Raw genomic sequence first — 20,484 nt, 5'->3', positions numbered from 1 at the left:
TTTGGCCGCTATTAGGACTTTCATGAACAAGAACCTGTACCGCATCATCTTCAACAAACGCCGTGGCCAATTGATGGTCGTCGCCGAAAATGCTTCGTCGCAAGGCAAGGCTGCCAAGGGGGAGGGAGGCCTGGACAGTGGTGTCTTTGGCGGTGATGGCGGTGGCGGGGTCAATGCCAAATTGCGGCCCCTGGCCTTGGCGATATTTGGCGCGCTGGGCATGGTGGCCTTTGTCGCCGGTCCGGCCATGGGACAGATCGTGGCTGATCCGAACGCGCCGGGCCGCCAGCGTCCGACCGTGGTGCAAAGCGCCAACGGCGTGACGCAGGTCAATATCCAGACGCCGAGCGCGGCGGGCGTGTCGCGCAATACCTACAGCCAGTTCGACGTGACGGCGAATGGCGCTATCCTGAACAATAGCCGCGGCAACGTGCAGACGCAGACGGGCGGCTGGGTGCAAGGCAATCCATGGCTGGCCGGCGGCAGCGCGCGTGTGATATTGAACGAAGTCAACTCGGCCAACCCGAGCCAGCTGCGCGGTTATGTCGAGGTGGCCGGGCAGCGGGCCGAGGTCGTCATCGCCAACCCGGCCGGCGTGGCCATCGACGGCGGCGGTTTCATCAATGCCAGCCGGGTCACGCTGACGACGGGCACGCCGATCCTCAACGGCGGCAGCCTGGACGGCTACATGGTGCAGCGCGGCGTGGTCAGCATCAACGGGCGTGGACTGGACACCTCGCTGAGCGACTACACAGCCATCCTGGCGCGCGCCGCACAGATCAACGGCGGCATCTGGACGCAGGAATTGAAAGTGGTGACGGGGGCGAACCAGATCGATGCGGCGCATGGGGTGACGGGCGCTGCGGCTGGTGTAGGATCTGCCCCAGCGTATGCGCTGGACGTGGCACAGCTGGGCGGCATGTACGCGGGCAAGATCACCCTGATCGGCACGGAAGCGGGCCTGGGTGTGCGCAATGCGGGCGTCTTGGCGGCCACGGCGGGTAATCTGGTGCTGCAATCGAATGGCTGGCTGAGCAACAGCGGCAATATCCAGTCCGCCGGCGCGGGCAGCCAGACGAGCATCGCCGTCACGGGCGACGTGGCCAACAGCGGCACCGTGTATGCGGGTGGCGACAGCCTGGTGCAGGCGCAGGGCAACATTGCCAACAGCGGCGTGATCGCGGCCCAGGGCAATGCCAAGGTGCATGCCACGGGGGCGGCGGCGCGCATCGATGCCACCGCCGGCTCGGTGCTGGCGGCTGGCTTGAATCTGGACAATACCTTGGCCGCCAGCGGCAAGCTGAGCGTTTCTGCTGGCGACACCATTGCCATGCATGGCACGGCCGTGGCTGGCGGCGACAGCACTCTGGCGGCGCGCCAGCTGGACCTTGCTGGGGCGCAAGTTTCGGGCGGGAATGTCAGTCTGGGCGCCAGCGCTGGCGACCTCGATGCCAGCCGCGCGCAGGTCACCGCCCGCGACCGCCTGCAACTGGACGCTGCGCACACCGTGCGCAGCGATGCGGCGCAACTGGTGGGCCAGCAATTGGGCGTGAACGCGCACGACTTGTCGAACGTGGGCGGCCAGATCATGCAACTGGGCAACGGTGATCTGGCCATCCGCTTGCCGGGTGCACTGGACAATACGCGCGGCGTCATCGCCACGAATAGCCAGGCCCTGCGTCTGCATGCTGCCAGCCTGAGCAATCAGGATGGGCAAATCCAGCATGCGGGTACGGGCGCGCTGGAGATCGGCGCAGCGCAAGTCAACTTGCAGCGCGGCAGCATCCTTAGCAATGGCGCCATGGCGCTGACGGGCGAGCACATCGACCACCGCGATGCGCGCACGGTGGCGGGGCAGCTCAGCGTCGATGCCGGCAACCTGGATAACCGGGGCGGCAGCCTGGCGCAGAGCGGCCAGGGCGCGACCGGCGTGCAGGTGCGCGGCGGGTTGGATAACCGCGGTGGTGCGCTGGAAAGCAATGGCGCTTTGAGCGTGCAGGCGGGCAATGTACAAAATCAGAAGGGCCGTATCGTCTCGGGCACCGATGTGGCGCTGTCGACAGGCGCGCTGGACAATACCGAGGCGACCCTGGCGGCGGGCGGCAAGTTGCGCCTCGACAGCGGCGACGTCGACAATACGCGCGGCCAGATCCAGGCAGTGGCGGGCGATGCGGCCTTGACGGTGGCAAAGCTGAACAATACGGCCGGCAGCGTGTTTGCCGGTGGCAACCTTGCCACCCGGGCCAGTGAAGTGCTCAACAGCGGCAACCTGTATGCGGCCGGCAGCCAGGCGCTGCAGGTGAGCGGCGCCGTCAGCAACAGCGGCGTCATTGCCGCGCAAGGCGATAACCGCATCGACGCCAACCGCATCGACAGTGCGGCCGGCAGCTTGCTGGGCGCCGGGATCCGTGCCGACGGCAGCCTGGCCGGCAGCGGCCAGTTGCAACTGACGGCCACGCAGGCGATCGCGGCCCACGGCCAGAACCTGGCGGCAGGCAAGACCAGCATGCATGCTTCCGCCATCGACCTGAGCGGCAGCCAGACGGGCGGCGCGGCGATTAGCCTGAACGCCAGCGCCGGTCATGTCGTGACCGATAACGCGCTGGTGACCACTACGGGCGTGCTGTCCGTGATGGCGGCCGGCAGCGGTCAGGCCCTGTCGAACGTGCGCGGCACCCTGAGCGCCGGGCAATTGGATATCACAACGGGATCGCTCGACAACCGCGGCGGCACGTTGATTCAGACGGGCACTGGCGACACTACCTTGCAAGGCAGCACCCTGGACAACACGGGCGGACGCATCGCCGTCAACAGCGCCAAGCTGGCGCTGACTGCGGAAACTGTGACTAACCGCGACGGCAGCATCGAACACGCGGGCACGGGCAGCCTGAGCATCGACGCGGTGCGTTTCGATGACGAGCGCGGCAAGGTGACGGGCAATGGCCTGGTTGATATCCAGACGGAAACAATTGATCACCGTCATGCCGTCACGTCCGGGCAGCAGGTAACAGTGCAGGCCGACAACCTGGACAACCGCGACGGTACCCTGCAGCAGACGGGACCAGGACAGATGCGCGTGGATGTGGCGCAGACCCTGGACAATACGCGTGGCAACATCGCCGGCAATGGCGGCGTGCAAGTGCAAGCTAGTGTGCTGGACAACAGCAAGGGCCGTATCACGTCCGCTGCCTCGGCGACTATTGTCAGCAAAGGGGCGCTGAACAATACGGATGGCGTGATTGCTGCGACTGCCGACTTGCATGTGGCAGGTGTAAATATTGACAACACGCATGGCGTATTGCAGGCGGACAATTTACGTCTGGACGCGGCAACCTTGCTGAACCAGCAGGGCACGCTCAGCGCCGGTTCGGACCTGACGGCGCGCCTCAGCGCAGACTTGAGCAACACCGGTCTGCTGTACGCGGGCCGCAACCAGCAACTGACGGTGGGAGGTGTGCTGAACAACAGCGGTTCCATCGCCTCCGTTGGTAGCACCAATATTTCCGCTAATAAAGTGACCAGCAGCGGCTTGCTCGGCGCCGGCGTGAAAGCGGACGGTAGCCTGGGCACGGCGGGCGATCTCACCATCAACGCCGATGGCCTCTTGCAAGCGAGCGGCCAGAACCTTGCGGCGGGCAATGCCGTGCTGACGGGCGACAATGTGGACTTGTCGGGCAGCCAGACGGGGGCAGGCAATATCGCCATCACCGCGCGCAGCGGCGACGTATTGACGAACAAGGCCGTGATTTCCGCCAGCAATCTGCTGGCTATTACCGCCAATGCGAACAATGGACAATCGCTGGTGAATAGCCAAGGGCAGCTGGTGGGCGGTCAGTTGCAGCTGAACGTGGCGAATGTGAACAACGCCAGCGGCGAGATCGTGCAGACGGGCACTGGCGACACCGTCATCACCACCGGCAAGCTGGACAGCACGGCCGGACGCATCGCCGTGAACAGCGCCAACCTGGCTTTGAACGCGACGGTCTTGACGAACATCAATGGCAAACTGGAACACGCGGGTGCGGGCGTTCTGGCCATTAACGCAGGTCAGTTCAACAACCAGTACGGCAAGATCACGGGCAATGGCAAGCTTGACATCACTGCCGCCGCCATCGACCACCGCAATGCGACGACGGTGGCGAATCAGCTGACCGTCAACGCCGGCAGCCTGGACAACCGCGCCGGCAGCCTGGCGCAAACGGGTACAGGTTTGATGAGCCTCAATGCCGCCGGCTCGCTGGACAACACGGGCGGCAAGATCGAGGGCAATGGCGATGCGCTGGTGAAGGCAAACACTTTGCTGAACAACACGGGCCGCATCGTGACGGCGCAGGATGCCACGTTGAATGTAGATCGTCTGGACAATACGGAAGGGATCGTGGCCGCCGGGCGCAACCTGGCATTGAGCGGTGCTGACATCGACAATACCAAGGGCCAGTTGCAAGCCGTGGCCGGTAACGCTACCTTGACCGTGGCGAACTTGAACAATGCGGCAGGCAACGTGTTTGCCGGCGGCAATCTGAGCACCACGCTCGATACCTTGAACAACACGGGCAGCCTGTATGCGGCCGGAAATCAATCCCTGACCGCAACAGGCGCCATCGTCAACACGGGCGTCATCGCGGCGCAGGGCGATACCAGCATCAAGGCCAATCGCCTCGACAGCAGTGCAAGCAGCCTGATCGGCGCGGGTATCCAGGCCGATGGCAAGCTGGGCACGTCTGGCGACCTGGCGATCGGCACCGCGCAAGCGCTGAATGCACACGGCCAGATTCTGGCGGCCGGCAATGCCAATCTGGCAGGCGCCACGCTCGACATCAGTGGCAGCCAGGCCAGCGCGGCCAATATCGGCCTGACGGCGACACAAGGCGATGTCCGCACGAACAAGGCCGTGGTGACGACGCCGGGCACGTTGAACGTGACGACCAGCGCCGCGTTGCACAACACGGACGGTACTTTGCAGGCGGGCCAGCTCGACCTGCATGTGGCAAACCTGGATAACGCCAAGGGGACGTTGCTGCAAACGGGCACGGGTAACACCGTCATCCAGACGGGCAATCTGGACAACACGGCTGGCCGCATCGCCGTCAACAGTGACAAGCTGACCCTCGATGCGACTACGCTGACGAACCGCGATGGCAAGATCGAGCATGCGGGAGCCGGCATCCTGTCCGTGCAGGCGGGCGTGCTGGACAACAGCAAGGGCCGTATCACATCCGCCGCGGCGGCCGACATCGTTAGCAAGGGCGCGCTGAACAATACCGATGGCGTGATGGCAGCGACTGCCGACTTGCAGGTGGGCGGTATTGCACTGGATAACACCCGAGGTATATTGCAAGCGGACAATTTACGTCTGGACGCGGCGACCTTGCTGAACCAGCAAGGCACGCTCAGCGCCGGCACGGACTTGACGGCGAAAGTGAGCGGTGACCTGAACAACGCTGGCCTGCTGTACGCGGGCCGCAACCAGCAATGGACGGTGGGCGGTGTGCTGAACAACAGCGGTTCCATCGCCTCCGTTGGTAGCACCACTATATCTGCTGGAAAGCTCACCAGCAGCGGCTTGCTGGGCGCCGGCGTGAAAGCGGACGGCAGCTTGGGCGTGGCAGGTGATCTCAGCATCAACGCCGATGGCCTCTTGCAAGCGAGCGGCCAGAACCTTGCGGCGGGCAATGCCGTGCTGACGGGCGACAATGTGGATCTGTCGGGTAGCCAGACGGGCGCGGCGAACCTCGCCATCACGTCCCTTGCTGGCGATGTCATCACCAGCAAGGCGGTCATTTCTGCGAGCAAGCTGCTGGCGATTACCGCCAATGCGGCCAACGCACAGTCGCTGATCAATACCCAGGGCCAACTAGTGGCAGACCAGCTGCAGCTGAACATCGCGAATCTGGACAATGCCAACGGCGACATCGTGCAGACGGGCACGGGCGACACCGTCATCACCACAGGCAAGTTGGACAACACGGCTGGCCGTATCGCCGTCAACAGCGCGAACCTGGCTTTGAACGCCACGGTATTGACGAACATCAATGGCAAGCTGGAGCACGCAGGCGCCGGCATCCTGGCCATCAACGCGGGCCAGTTCAACAACCAGTTCAGCAAGATTACGGGTAATGGCAAGCTCGACATCACGGCGACTAGCTTGGATCACCGCAATGCCACGACCATCGCGAACCAGCTGACGGTCAATGCGGGCACGCTGGACAACCGCAGCGGCAGCCTGGCGCAAACGGGTACAGGTTTGATGAACGTCAATGCGACTGGTTTGTTGGACAATACGGGCGGCAAGATCGAAGGCAATGGCGATGCGCTGGTAAAGGCCACTACCTTGCTGAACAACAAGGGCCGCATCGTGGCGGCGCAGGATGCCGCGTTGAACGTCGGTAGCCTGGACAATACGGATGGTACGGTGGCTGCCGGCCGCAACCTGGCATTCAGCGGTGCTGACTTCGACAATACCAAGGGCCAGTTGCAGGCCGTGGCCGGTAACGCTACCTTGAACGTTGCAAACTTGAACAATGCGGCAGGCAGCGTGTTTGCTGGCAGTAATCTGAACGCGACACTGGCCAGCTTGAACAACACGGGCAGCTTGTATGCGGCCGGGAATCAATCCCTGACCGCAACAGGCGCCATCATTAATACAGGCGTGATCGCGGCACAAGGCAACACCAGCCTCACGGCAAAGACGCTCGACAGCAGCGCAAGTAGTCTGATCGGCGCCGGCATGCAGGCCGATGGCAAGCTGGGTACGGCTGGTGACTTGACCATCAACACCGCGCAAACGTTGGCTGCACACGGCCAGAACCTGGCGGCGGGCAAGGCGACCCTGACCGGCGCCAGCATCGACATCGGCGGCAGCCAGACCAGCGCGGCGAACATCGGCCTGACGGCCACTCAGCGCGATGTTGGCACGAACAAGGCCGTGGTGATGACGCCAGGCACATTGAACATCACGAGCAATGCCGCCCTGCACAACACGGAAGGCACCTTGCAGGCGGGCCAGCTCGACTTGCATGTGGGCAATCTGGACAACGCCAAGGGCACTCTCTTGCAAACGGGCACGGGCGATACCGTCATCCAGACGGGCAATCTTGACAACACGGCTGGCCGCATCGCCGTCAACAGCACGAACTTGAATGTCGATGCCGCCAAGGTCACGAACCAGGATGGCAAGATCGAGCATGCGGGCACGGGGACGCTGAATGTGCAGGCGGGTGTGCTGGACAACAACAAGGGCCGCATCACGTCGGCGGCAGCAGCTTCTGTCATCAGCAAAGGTGTGCTGAACAATACGGATGGCGTGATCGCCGCCACCACCAATCTGCAGGTTGGCGGCACTGCACTGGACAACACGCGCGGCGTCTTGCAGGCGGACAATTTACATCTTGAGGTGGCGGCCTTGCTGAACCAGCAGGGGACAGTGAGCGCTGGCATGGACCTGACGGCGAAAGTGAGTGGTGATTTGAATAACGCTGGCCTGCTGTATGCGGGCCGCAACCAGCAACTGACGGTGGGTGGTTTGCTGAACAATAGCGGGTCGATTGCCTCCGTGAATAACACGACGATTACCGCTGGCAAAGTGACCAGCAGCGGCTTGCTGGGTGCCGGCGTGAAAGCGGACGGCAGCCTGGGTACGGCAGGCGATCTGACCATCCATGCCGATGGCGTGTTGCAAGCGAGCGGGCAGAACCTGGCGGCGGGCAGCGCTCAGTTGAAAGGTGCATCAGTCGATTTGTCGGATAGCCAGACGGGCGCGGCGAATATCGCCATCACGGCAAATACTGGCGATGTCGTGACGAACAAGGCGGTGATTTCCGCCAGCAACGTGCTGGCCATCACGGCCAACGCGCATAACGCGCAGTCACTGGTAAATACGCAGGGCCAGCTGGTGGCCGGCCAGTTGCAACTGAGCGTGGCCAACCTGAACAACGCCAGCGGGGAGATCGTGCAGACGGGCACGGGCGATACCGTTATCACCACCGGCAAGCTGGACAATACGGCAGGCCGCATCGCCGTCAACAGCGCGAACCTGGCCTTGAACGCCTCCGTCTTGACCAATATCAATGGCAAGCTGGAACACGCGGGCGCGGGCATCCTGGCTATCAACGCGGGCCAGTTCAACAACCAGTTCGGCAAGATTACGGGCAACGGCAAAGTGGACCTCACCGCTGCGACCTTGGACCACCGCAATGCCACCACCGTGGCCAATCAGCTGACGGTGAACGCGGGCAGCCTGGACAACCGTGCCGGCAGCCTGGCGCAAACGGGTACAGGTTTGATGAATGTCAATGCGACTGGTTTGCTGGACAACACGGGCGGCAATATCGAAGGCAATGGCGATGCTCTGGTGAAAGCAGGTACGTTGTTGAACAACAAGGGCCGCATCGTGGCGGCACAGGATGCCAAGTTGAACATCGGTAGCCTGGATAACACGGAAGGCACGGTGGCGGCGGGGCGCAATCTGGCATTGACCGGTGGCGATATCGACAATACCAAGGGTCAGTTGCAGGCCGTGGCGGGCGATGCGACCTTGAAGGTTGGCAAGCTGAACAACAACGCGGGCAGCGTGTTTGCCGGCGGCAACCTGAACGCTACGCTCGACACCTTGAACAACAGCGGCAGCCTGTATGCGGCCGGCAATCAAACCTTGACCGCCAGCGGCGCCATCGTGAACACGGGCGTGATCGCGGCGCAAGGCAACAACAGCCTCACGGCGAAAAGCCTCGATAGCAGCGCAAGTAGCCTGATCGGCGCCGGTATGCAGGCCGATGGCAAGCTGGGCACGGCTGGCGACTTGACGATCAGCACAACACAAACGCTGGCCGCGCACGGCCAGAACCTGGCGGCGGGCAATGCCAATCTGACAGGTGCCAGCATCGACATCGGCGGCAGCCAGACCAGCGCCGCCAACATCGGCCTGACGGCAACCCAGGGCGATGTCAGCACGAACAAGGCGGTGGTGATGACGCCAGGCGCGCTCAACATCACAACGAGCGCCAACCTGCACAACGCGGAAGGCACATTGCAGGCGGGCCAGCTCGACCTGCATGTGGGCAACCTGGACAACACCAAGGGCAGCGTCATCCAGACGGGCTCGGGCGATACCGTCATCCAGACGGGCAAACTGGACAACAGCGCCGGTCGCATCGCCGTCAATAGCGCGAATCTGACCCTGGGCACGGCCAGCTTGACGAATGCGGGCGGCAAGATCGAGCATGCGGGCAGCGGCACCTTGGCCATCACGGCGGCCACCTTGCAGGGCGCAGGCGGCAGTATCATCGGCAATGGTGCCGTCGATCTGAAGGCAGGCTTGTTCGACCACGCCAACGCCACCACCACGGGACGCTCCCTGAACGTGCAGGCAGACAGCCTGAGCAACCGGGGCGGCCATCTGCTGCAGACGGGCGCGGGGGGCATGACAGTGGCCGTGACCGGCCAACTGGACAACGCAAATGGCGAAATCGCTGGCAACGGCACCTTGTCGGTGCAGACCGGCAGCCTTGACAACACCAAAGGCAAGATCACCTCGGCCACGTCCGCCGACATCGCCAGCACTGGCGCGCTCGTCAATACCGATGGCGTGATCGCGGCGGCAACCGATTTGCACTTGGGCGGCGCCATCGACAACACGCGCGGCTTGCTGCAGGCGGGGACCGGCGCCTTGCGCCTGGATGCGGCCAGCCTGCGCAATGCGCAAGGCACGCTCAGCGCGGCCACGGATATCACCGCCAAGGTCAGCGGTGATGTGCTTAACGCTGGCGTGTTGTATGCGGGGCGCAACCAGACTCTGGATATCGGCGGCTTGCTCGGCAATACAGGCTCGCTGGCAGCCCTGGGCAGTACGACAATCACGGCGGGCAGTCTGGGCGGCAACGGGTTATTGGCGGCCGGCATGCGCGCCGATGGCAGCTTTGCCGCGGCCGGTGACCTGACCGTGACGGCCCGTGGTGCCATGCAAGCTGGTGGCCAGAACATGGCGGCCGGCCAGCTGCAGATGACGGGCGCATCGGTCGACGCGGGCGGCAGCCAGACCAGCGCTGCCAACATCGGCTTGACGGCCTTGACGGGCAATGTGACGACCAGCAAGGCCGTCGTGTCGACCAATGGTCTATTGAGCATCACGGCGAATGCCGCCAACGGGCAGGCACTGGTCAACCAGGGCGGCAGCTTGAGCGCTGGGCAATTGGCCCTGCGCGTTACCAACCTGGACAACGCCAAAGGCACCTTGATACAGACGGGTGCTGGCGACACGCTCATCGAAACAGGCAAGCTGGACAATACGGGCGGGCGCATCGCCGTCAACAGCGCCAACCTGCGCCTGCAGGCGGGTGACTTGACGAATATCGACGGCAAGATCGAGCATGCCGGCAAGGGCGTGCTGGAGATCCGCGCCACCAATTTGTATGGCCAGCGGGGCCAGCTGACGGGCAATGGCGCGCTGCAGGTGGCGGCCAATTACCTCGATCACCGCAACGCCAGCCTGCTGGCGCAGCAGGTGAACGTCTCCGCCGGCATCCTCGATAATCGCCAGGGACAGATCACGCAGCTGGGCACGAGTGCGGCAACAGTGCTGGCCAGCACGCGCCTGGATAATAGCGGCGGCAAGATCGAGGCGAATGGCAATGTGCGCGTGGAAACGGGCGAGTTGCTTAACGATCATGGCCGTATTGCGTCTGCGCAAGATGTCAATGTGGCAGCGACGGGCAAGCTGGACAATACTAGCGGCGTGATCATTGCCGGGCGCGACCTGACACTGGCCGGTGGCAAGGTGGACAATACCCTGGGCCAGTTGCAGGCGGCGGGCGGCAATGCGCAATTGACGATGGACGAGCTACTCAACGCACAGGGCAGTATCGTTGCCAGCGGCAATCTGACGACGACGGCGGGCAGCGTGCGCAACAGCGGCAGCCTGTTTGCCGGCACAGAACAAACGCTCACCGTGACGGGCGCGCTGGAAAATGCCGGCGTGATCCTGGCCCAGGGCAACAACACGATCAGTGCCAACAGCGTCAACAGCGGCGCGGCCAGCCTGATCGGCGCGGGCGTGAAAGCCGATGGCAGCCTGCAGACGAGCGGCAATCTGCAAATCACGGCGCAGCAGGCATTGGGAGCGCATGGGCAAGTGTTGGCGGCAGGCAATGCCGTCCTGCGCGGCGGCAGCGTCGACCTCGGCGGCAGCCGCAGCAGCGCTGGCAATATCAGCCTGACGGCGACAAGCGGTGATGTCAGCACCAGTGGCGCCGTGGTCACTACGCCGGGCGCCTTGACGATTACATCTGGACAGGCAAGCTGGAACAACCAGCGCGGCGACATCAGCGCCGGCCAACTTGCCGTCACAGCCGGCAACCTGAACAACCAGCAAGGCAGCATCGTACAGACGGGTGCCGGCAATACGGCCATCGACTTGACATCGCCAGCAGGCGTGCTGGACAACACGGGCGGGCGCATCGCCGTCAACAGCGCCAACCTGGGCCTGAAAGCGGGTACGCTGACGAATACGGATGGCAAGATCGAACATGCGGGCAGCGGCACCTTGAGCCTGCAAGCCGCGCAGTTGAACGACCAGCGCGGACAGATCACGGGCAATGGCGCGCTGGTCGTCACGGCCGGCGCCATCGACCACCGCAACGCCAGCACCATCGCGCAGCAAGTGAGCGTGACGGGCACGATCCTGGACAATGCGGGCGGCAACCTGACGCAGCTGGGCAAGGGCGATACCAGCATTCAATTGACGACCAGCCTGGACAACCGCGGCGGCACGATTGCCAGCAACGGCAACACGACGATTGTTGCACCGACCCTCAACAATCAGGGCGGCAAGCTGCAGGCGGCCGGCACGGCCAACCTGACGCTGACGGCAAGCAACGTGCTCGACAACCGCCATGGCGGCGTCATCGCCGGCGGCGGCAATGTCGTGCTGGGTGCCGGAAATCTGCTGAACCAAGGCGGCAGCGCCACGGCGGGCGGGCAGCTGACGGCAAATGTGGTGCAGGCATTGAACAATGCGGGCGGCTTGCTGGCCGCCACGGGCAATATGACCGTGAACGCGGCCAGCGTCGACAACAGCGCCGGGGGTAAGTTGGCCTCGGTACAAGGCCTGTTGGCGGTCACGTCCACGGGCGCCACCGTCAACAATGGCGGCACTCTGCAAGCGGGCGGCGATATCATCCTGCGCAATGGCGGCCTGTGGAACGGGCAGGGCACCATTGCGGGCGCGAATGTCACGCTCGACACGCACGGCCAGGTCTTCAACAATACGCAGGGCACGCTGGCGGGCGCAGGCACCGTCAACTTGCAGACGGGCATCCTGGACAACGATGGCGGCTTGCTGCAGTCGGGCGGCGCCATGACCATCGACACGCACGGTAATGCCTTGCTCAACACCAATGCGGGCGCGTACGCGGTGCGCCATCCGGGCAGCGCGGGCGGCATCAGCAGCGGCGCAGGATTGACCCTGCAAACGGGCAGCTGGAACAATGCGGGCGGCTATCTGGGCGCGGCCGGCAACATCACGGGCAGCGTGGGCCAGCTGGATAACCGTGGCGGCCAGCTCGTCGGCAAGTCGGCGCTGGACCTGGCCCTGAGCGGCTTGCAAAACCAGGGCGGGCAAATCCAGGTGCTGGGCAATATTGGCTTGAACGCGGGTGGCGGCAGTATCAACAACCAGCAAGGCTTGATCCGCTCCGGCGCGGCCGTCACGGTGACGGGCGGCACCATTGACAATGCCAGCACCCTGGGCGCGAACCAGGGCATCGAAGGCATCCATGTGACCCTGAACAGTGTCAATGTCAGCAATGTGCAGGGCGCGGTGCGCGCCGATGGCAACCTGGCGATCAACAGTGCAGGCATTATCAACAACACACTGGGCATGCTCAGCGCCGGCAGCACGCTGGCGCTGCAGGACACCGGCCCTGGCCGGGGACTGGCCGTGACCAACTCGGGCGGCACCATCATCGGCGGCCAGCGCACCGACATCCGCGCGGGCAGCCTGAGCGGCGATGGCAAGGTGCTGTCGCAGAAGGATATGGCGCTGGACCTGGCCGGCAACTTTACGCTGAACGCAGGCGCCGAGATCATGGCCAACGGTAATGCGGATATCACCATCGGCGGACAGCTGGCCAATGCCGGGAAAATCCAGGCGCTCAGCATGCTGACCCTGGGCGCGGCCAATTTCGACAATGCCAGCACGGGCGACATCAATGCGGGCACGACGCGCGTCAACGTCGGCGGCGTGCTGAACAACCGGGGCGTGATCGACGGCATCAGCACGCAACTGAACGTGGGCACGCTGAACAACGTCGGCACGGGCCGCATCTATGGCGACCATCTGAGCATAGCAGGCGGCACCGTCAACAATAACGTGGAAGGCGGCGTGGCGGCCACCATCGCGGCGCGCGAGCGGCTCGATATCGGCGTCACCACACTCAACAACCGCGAGCACGGCCTGATCTTCAGTGGCGGCGACATGGCCATCGGAGGCTACCTGGACGGCAACCGCATCGCCACGGGCTGGGCGGGAACGGTGACGAATGCCAGCGCGACGATCGAGGCGCTGGGGAGCTTGAACCTGGGTGCGAGTCAGGTGAATGTACTCAATAACCATCTGGTTTTTGAGGAAGGGCGGATGACGACGGAGACGATATCTGAGTATCAAGGAAAAGGAAGTGATATCTGGTATACAGAGGGCACGTTAGGTTTGGATATTTTTGCTCTTCCAGACGACCCCAAGGATACTAGCTTATTTATGAATGCACCTGATGGCAGGGGCTATTCCGTTTTCACAAAGCGTGAACTGACTCGCACAAGCTATGAGAGTGTTGTCGTTAGTTCTGATCCAGGGAGAATTATTGCAAGCAATAATTTGAAAATTAGCTCAAGTGCCATTGTGAATGACAATAGTCATATCATTGCAGGTGGTACTTTGGATATGGATAGGGCGATTCTCAATAATAAGACGACGAAGGGGCAGAAAACTGTACATGAGAAAGGAAAAATGACAGTTTTCAAACCGGTTATTGGATTTGAGCATAGAACAGTGACGGCGAAAATTGATACACCCATAGACCGGACTGTAACTGAGCCCTCCAGTTCTGCCAGCACATCACGCAATGAAGGAAATGCCAATACCGGCGGCCAGGGCACAAAACCAGGCAGTGCCGTCAAAAACGGCGTTGGCGGTGCGGCGGAACGCATAGGCGGTGCGGAAACGCATGTGCGCACTTCGGCTTTTTCTACGGAGGCAACAGAAATCCGGAAAGCCGATGTCAGCGGTCAAGAAACTAATCGTGTCGATGGCGGCAGTGTTGTCCAAAAGACTGACCGTGCTGGCAATCCCGTCACCGATGCGGCTGTTGGCGTCACGCCAGGCAGCAAGCTTGATGGCGCGACAGGCATCGCTGCAGATACAGGGACATCACTGAACCACGTGTCGACAGGCGCGGCAGGTAGCGTTGCCGCACAGGGCGCCGCCACGGTGTCGGGCGCTCACGGTGCGACGGGCAGCACGCGTACGGGCGATGCGGCCCGTACTGTTGCCGTTGACACGGTTTCCGGCGCGCACGTTGATGCGGCCAGCGGCGCTGGCCAGCATGGCGCAGGCGTTGATGCGGCCTTGCTGTCTCGCTCGTCTGTGGGGGCGGTCACGGCCGTGTCGGGCGGCAAGGGGCCGGGCGGCGCGGCCCATGGTGGCGTCCTTGGCCAAGCTGGAGAGGTTGGGGCGGTGAATGCTGCCCAGTTGAGTGGCATTGCCGGCAGCCACGCCAGCTCGCATACAGGCCTTGGTCCCGTAGCCGGGGCCGGCATTGCGGCAGATCAAGTGCAGGGCAAGGGCGGACCAGGCGGTATTGCCGATGCCGCCAAGCTTGGCCGGGCCGGCGAAATTGCAACGCTGGCGTCGACTGCGCTGGCGGGTGTCAACGGCGCGCAAGCAAGCGCCGGAACCGGATTGAACCCGCTGAAAGACGTGGCTATTGCAGCCTCGACAGGCAGCGCGGCATACGCAGGTGCTGTCGGTGGAATAGGGCAGGTGCGCATGAATGGCATTACCCAGGTGAAACTGGGCAATCCATCCACGCGCGCACAAGTGGTGCGGACCACGGGTTCATCGCTGCAGATTCCGAACGCCAGCCTGTATAAGGTGAGCTCTGCGCCATCATCCCGCTATCTGGTGGAAACGGATCCGCGCTTTGCCAGTTATCGGGAGTGGACGGGTTCCGATTATCTGCTCAAGCAGGTGAAAAACGATCCCTCCGTGACGCAAAAGCGCCTGGGCGACGGTTTCTACGAGCAACGCCTGGTGCGCGAGCAAGTCGCAGAGCTGACGGGGCAGCGTTTCGTCGGCGATTACACCAGTGACGAACAGCAGTACAAGGCACTGATGGATCAAGGTGTCGCGTTTGCCAAGCAATGGGACCTTCGTCCCGGTATTGCGCTGACAGCGGAGCAAATGGCGGGGCTGACCAGCGATATCGTCTGGCTGGTGGAACAGGACGTCGTGCTGGCCGACGGCAGCACGCAAAAAGTGCTGGCGCCGCAAGTGTATGTGCGCGTGCGTGAGGGCGATATCGATGGCCAGGGCGGATTGTTGGCCGGCAAGGAAGTCAATCTGAATCTCGAAGGCGATTTGACCAATAGCGGTACGATCGCCGGACGCACGATCGTCAAGCTGAATGCGGAAAATATCGACAACCTGGGCGGGCGCATTACTGGCGACGCCATTTCGGCCCATGCCAGGAATGACCTGAACAACATCAGCGGCACCATTTCTGCCAATAGCGAGCTGCAAGTCAGTGCGGGAAGGGATATCAACGTGAAGACGTCCACGCTGACGTCCAGCGGCGGCGATGGCAAAAACAGCTACAGTCGTACTACCCTGGATAATCTGGCGGGCCTGTATGTCACAGGCAATGGCACGGCCGGCAGCGGTAATTTGCTGGTATCTGCGGGGCGCGACGTGACTATCGCGGGTGCATCCGTCGTGAATACGGATGCCGGTGGCGGCATTGGCATCGCAGCTGGCCGTGATATTGCCGTCACGACAGTGAACAGCGGTAGTGAGTTCACGTTGGCAGGTCCTGGGCAGCGGCATATGACCGATACGTCCAGCAAAGAAACCGCCAGCACGATTGCATCTGCCGGCGATATTCGCCTGAGTGCCGGTGACAATATCCAGCTGAAAGCGGCAAATGTCCAGGCAGCGGAAACGCTGCAGCTGTCTGCGGAACGCAATATCGACATTTCTACGGCACGGGATACAGAAACGCGTCAAAGCTGGTATGGCAACAGCTCGACCAAAGGCACTAGCCAAGGCAGCGAGCTGGGCGGCAAGCAGATCGTCATGCTGGCCGGCAATGATATTAATAATACTGGCGGCCAGGTGATCGCGACAGACAAGCTCATCGCAAGCGCCGGACGAGACATCAACATCGTCACGACCACTGTCAGCAATGCCAGCAAGAAAGGGATGGGCAATAGCGAAACCAGCACCGTCGTCGACAAGGTGGCAGGCCTGTATGTGACCGGCACGGGTGAAGGCAATACGCTGGTCGCCCAGGCGGGCCGTGATATGACGCTGACCGGAGGCGTCATCGCCAATGCCGGCGTGAATGGCCAGACCAGCCTGGTCGCAGGTAATAACCTGACTCTCAATACCGTCGCCGTCGCCTCGACGCACGACCAAGTGCGCAATGCGGACAATTACCGCAAAGAAAGCAAGACAGGTGAAGTGGGCAGCCAGATCATGGGCGCCGGCAACGTCAATTTGCAGGCGGGCCATGATCTGACGGCGCGCGCGGCGGACGTGCAGGCGGGCGGTACCTTGGGCCTGGTGGCGGGCAATGACATCAGCCTGGTGAATGGTTTCCAGAACGAAGTGACCGATGTTGCCAGCAAATCGACGAAGAAGGGCTTCTGGAACAAGACTACCACCACCAAGCATGACGTGGTCGATACCACCACGGCCATCGGCACCTCGCTTGGCGGCAGCAGCGTGACGGTGCAGGCCGGGCATGATTTGCAAGTTACTGGTTCGAGCATCTTGAGCGACGACGCGACGCGATTACTCGCGGGCAACAACATCACGATCGACGCGGCCACCAATACGGTATACGAACTGCATCACACGAGTACCAAGAAAAGTGGCTTCATGAGCAGTGGCGGCATCGGCTTCAGCTATGGCACCAAGACCACGACCGTAGACCAGGAACGGGATGCCACCTTGCAAAGCGGCGAGGCGCGCAGTTCGATCGGCGCCACGGGCGGTGCGTTGACGATGGTTGCCGGCAATAACGTGACGATAGGCGGCAGCGATATTCTTGCCGCTACCGATCTCGATATCATCGGCAAGAGCGTCACCATCAAGCCGGGCCAGGACAATGAGAAGGGGAAATTTGAAGTCAAGACGACGCAGGATGGCTTGACCCTGGCTCTGGGCGGCAGCGTGATCAGCGCCATCCAGACCTTGCAAACCATGAGTTCGGCGGCCAGCACGGCCAAGGATGGCCGCGTTACGGCCATGGCGGCGGCCACGGCGGCCATGGCCGCCAAGGACGCTGCCAAGGACATGATGAAGGAAGGCGGTCCAAGCATCAGCATCAGCCTGACGGCGGGCCATTCGGAAAGCATCCAGACGCAAAACACGGCCAGCACCACCCATAGCGGCAGCGTATTGACAGGCAACAATATCAACATCACGGCCCTGGGTGGCGGCAAGGATAGCAACATCAATATCCTGGGCAGCGACTTGAACGCGAAGAACGATATCCGCCTGCATGCCGACAATAACGTCAATCTGCTGGCCGCGCAGGACACGGAAAGCCAGCACAGCAAGAGCTCGAGCCTGAGCGCCTCCGTGGGCGTGAAGGCGATCGTCAGCACACAGGGCACCTCGTTCGGCTTCACGGCCAGCGTCAGCGGCAGCAAGGGGCATGAGGACGGGGATGGCACGACGCAGCTCAATACGCATGTGAAAGCGGGCGACAAGCTGGTTATCACAAGCGGTGGCGACACCAACATCAAGGGCGCCGTGGCCAGCGCCAACCAGGTGATTGCCGACATCAAGGGCAATCTGAACCTGGAAAGCTTGCAAGACCTGGCCAAGTTCGACAGCAAGAGCCAGAGCATTTCTGCCAGCGGTACGGTGGGCATTGGCGCCAGCTTCAGCGGCAGCTATAGCCAGAGCAACATGCACAACGACTATGCCAGCGTGCAGGAGCAAAGCGGCATCAAGGCGGGCGATGGCGGCTTCCAGATCAAGGTGGGCGGCAATACGGACTTGAAGGGAGCCGTCATCAGTGCCACCGAGGCGGGCAAGCTGGACAGCAGTTTGATCACCGCGACCCTGACGCATAGCGACATTGCCAACCATGCGATATCGAAGGGTAGCAGTGTGGGTGTTTCGGGCGGTTTTTCGGTAGCGGGCAAGGAGACCGAAGAGAATAAGAATTTGACCAATGTTGGCGGTAAAGGCGGCACCCCCGCAGGCCTGCCTGCCATTGTCGCGCTCAGCGAGAACGCTAGTAGTACTACGCGTAGCGGCATCAGTGGCGGCACTCTGGTCATCACCGATGATGCGGCTCAGCGTGCAGCGACGGGCAAGGGAACGGATGAAGCTATCTCCGATCTGAACCGCGATGTAACGACTGGAGTGGATTCCAGCGGTAAGATTGGCAATAATTTTGACAAGGCAGCGCTGCAGGCGACGATGGATGTGACGGCGGCGTTTGCGGCAGCTGCTGCAGAGAAGCTGGGGACCTATGCTTCCGATAAGCTGAAAGAAGCGACTGCATTGGCAGATGAAGCATATAAGCTTCGAGAAACCGATCCTGAAAGAAGCGCAGAGTTAACGCGTCAAAGTGTTGAGTTAACAGAGAATTGGAAAGAGGGGGGGCTAGCGCGGGTCGCGTTGCACACGGCAATTGGCGGGCTTGCCGGCGGAACCAATGGTGCTTTGGGCGCAGGCGCGGCGGCGTTGTCGACGGATGCCATCGCCCAGCACCTGAAGCAACTTGATATGCCTGAAACGCTGCGTGATGCGTTGACGCTGGCTGCGGGCGCTGCGGTGGGCGCCGCCGCTGGTGGGGCGACGGGAGCAGCTAGCGCCACGAATGAGGTGGCGAATAATTATCTGAAGCATGCGCAACTGGATGAATTTCGAGATGCTTATGGAAAATGCAAAACAGTCCAATGCAAAGATTCCGTATTAGCAGATATGAGAAATTTATCTGATGCTCAAGATGTTTTATTGAAGCAATGTATAACTACAGAGTCTTGCCGTGAGCTGACCGCTGATTTTGTTTATCCACTCCAGCAGAATGGTGTGATGGGTTTGTTTTCTACTGAGGTTAAGGATAAGTATAACTTTTGCCCTCCAGGCGATTATTCTTGTCTTAATACCCTCAAATACATATCCGCGCATACAAATCAGGCATCTTTGACATCGGTTGCGCCGGAATTTTATTCATCTATCAATTGGAAAAACAAAGCTGTAGAGAGTTCAACGATAGAGTTGCAGGAAAAATACTCTCTCTCTCCCGAAGCTGCTAGTATGTTAGCAGTCTTGATGGTCCAATCAATTGGAAAATCAAAAACAAAATCTGTTGATGGAAAAATTGATGCTAGATATTACCAAGGAAAAATGTTGGGTGAGGATGGACAAAAAACACACTCAACAACTATTTGGCAAGGTAAAGGAAAAGAAAGGATCGATGTGGAGAATGCTGCTCCAGGAAGCCGTCCTGGTCAAATTCATTACCAAGATGAAAATAATAAAAAGTATTATTACGATCCAAATACCAAAGTATTTTTTAACGTCCAAACAGCAGAACTTGCTCCTAAGTCTGTGCAGAATCTGCTTAAAGATGAAAGATTTTCAAAGGCGATAGATAAGGGATTAACCAAATACTTGGGAGTAAAAAAATGATAACCGTAAAATGTAATCGATCGATGGGCCATCTTGTGGAAACCAAATATTTATGTCCAGATGAGTTTCCTGTTGGATTGGCGAAGATTTTGGATGATGGTTTTAGTGAGATTGACGGGTGTGTATTTTTTAAGAACTCATTTAATTGTAAAAATATTCCTGATATTGACTTTATTGAAAGAAATTTTTCAAATTTAAGTGGGTATGAATGTGCAATTAATGGCATCCATCTTGAAGACTTCATGGTAGATAACTTTTTTTCTTCATCGATCTGTTTTGTTGAGAAGTTTTCAATTTTGTGTGATGGAAAATTACCGTTTCCCATTGTCGCAATTTTTGGATATGAAAAGAGTGACGAGTTTGGCGATATATGCACTTTTAGATTTCACAAAAAAAGGGAAGGAGAGGTTTTGTATAATGTTAATGAAATAGAAGATTTTTTAGACCCAATAATTATTATAAATATCGATTGATAGAGTTCTAATGGAAAAAATTCAATGCCGGCGAGATTAAAGGATCGGGATCAGTTTACGCGTGGGCCGCGTGGGCCGCGGGGCCAGCAC

At 60.7% G+C, this 20,484-nt stretch carries 2 protein-coding genes; both read left to right on the top strand.

Features of this window, described 5'->3' with window-relative positions; translation table 11 throughout:
• The first annotated feature begins 22 nt into the window (after nt 1–22).
• Nucleotides 23–19,921, top strand: a complete 19,899-nt coding sequence (locus tag CLU94_RS01410) for a two-partner secretion domain-containing protein (protein ID WP_099664315.1) — start codon at nt 23–25, stop codon at nt 19,919–19,921.
• Nucleotides 19,918–20,394, top strand: coding sequence for a hypothetical protein (locus CLU94_RS27890; RefSeq protein WP_143451326.1), 477 nt, complete (start codon nt 19,918–19,920; stop codon nt 20,392–20,394). The genes CLU94_RS01410 and CLU94_RS27890 overlap by 4 nt, the downstream gene beginning before the upstream one ends.
• Nucleotides 20,395–20,484: the final 90 nt, after the last annotated feature.

Origin of the sequence: Janthinobacterium sp. 13 (genome assembly GCF_002749695.1) — a bacterium.
Taxonomy (GTDB): domain Bacteria; phylum Pseudomonadota; class Gammaproteobacteria; order Burkholderiales; family Burkholderiaceae_D; genus Janthinobacterium; species Janthinobacterium kumbetense.
Note: the sequence above shows the minus strand (reverse complement) of the source record. Positions and strands in the feature narration are given on the sequence as shown.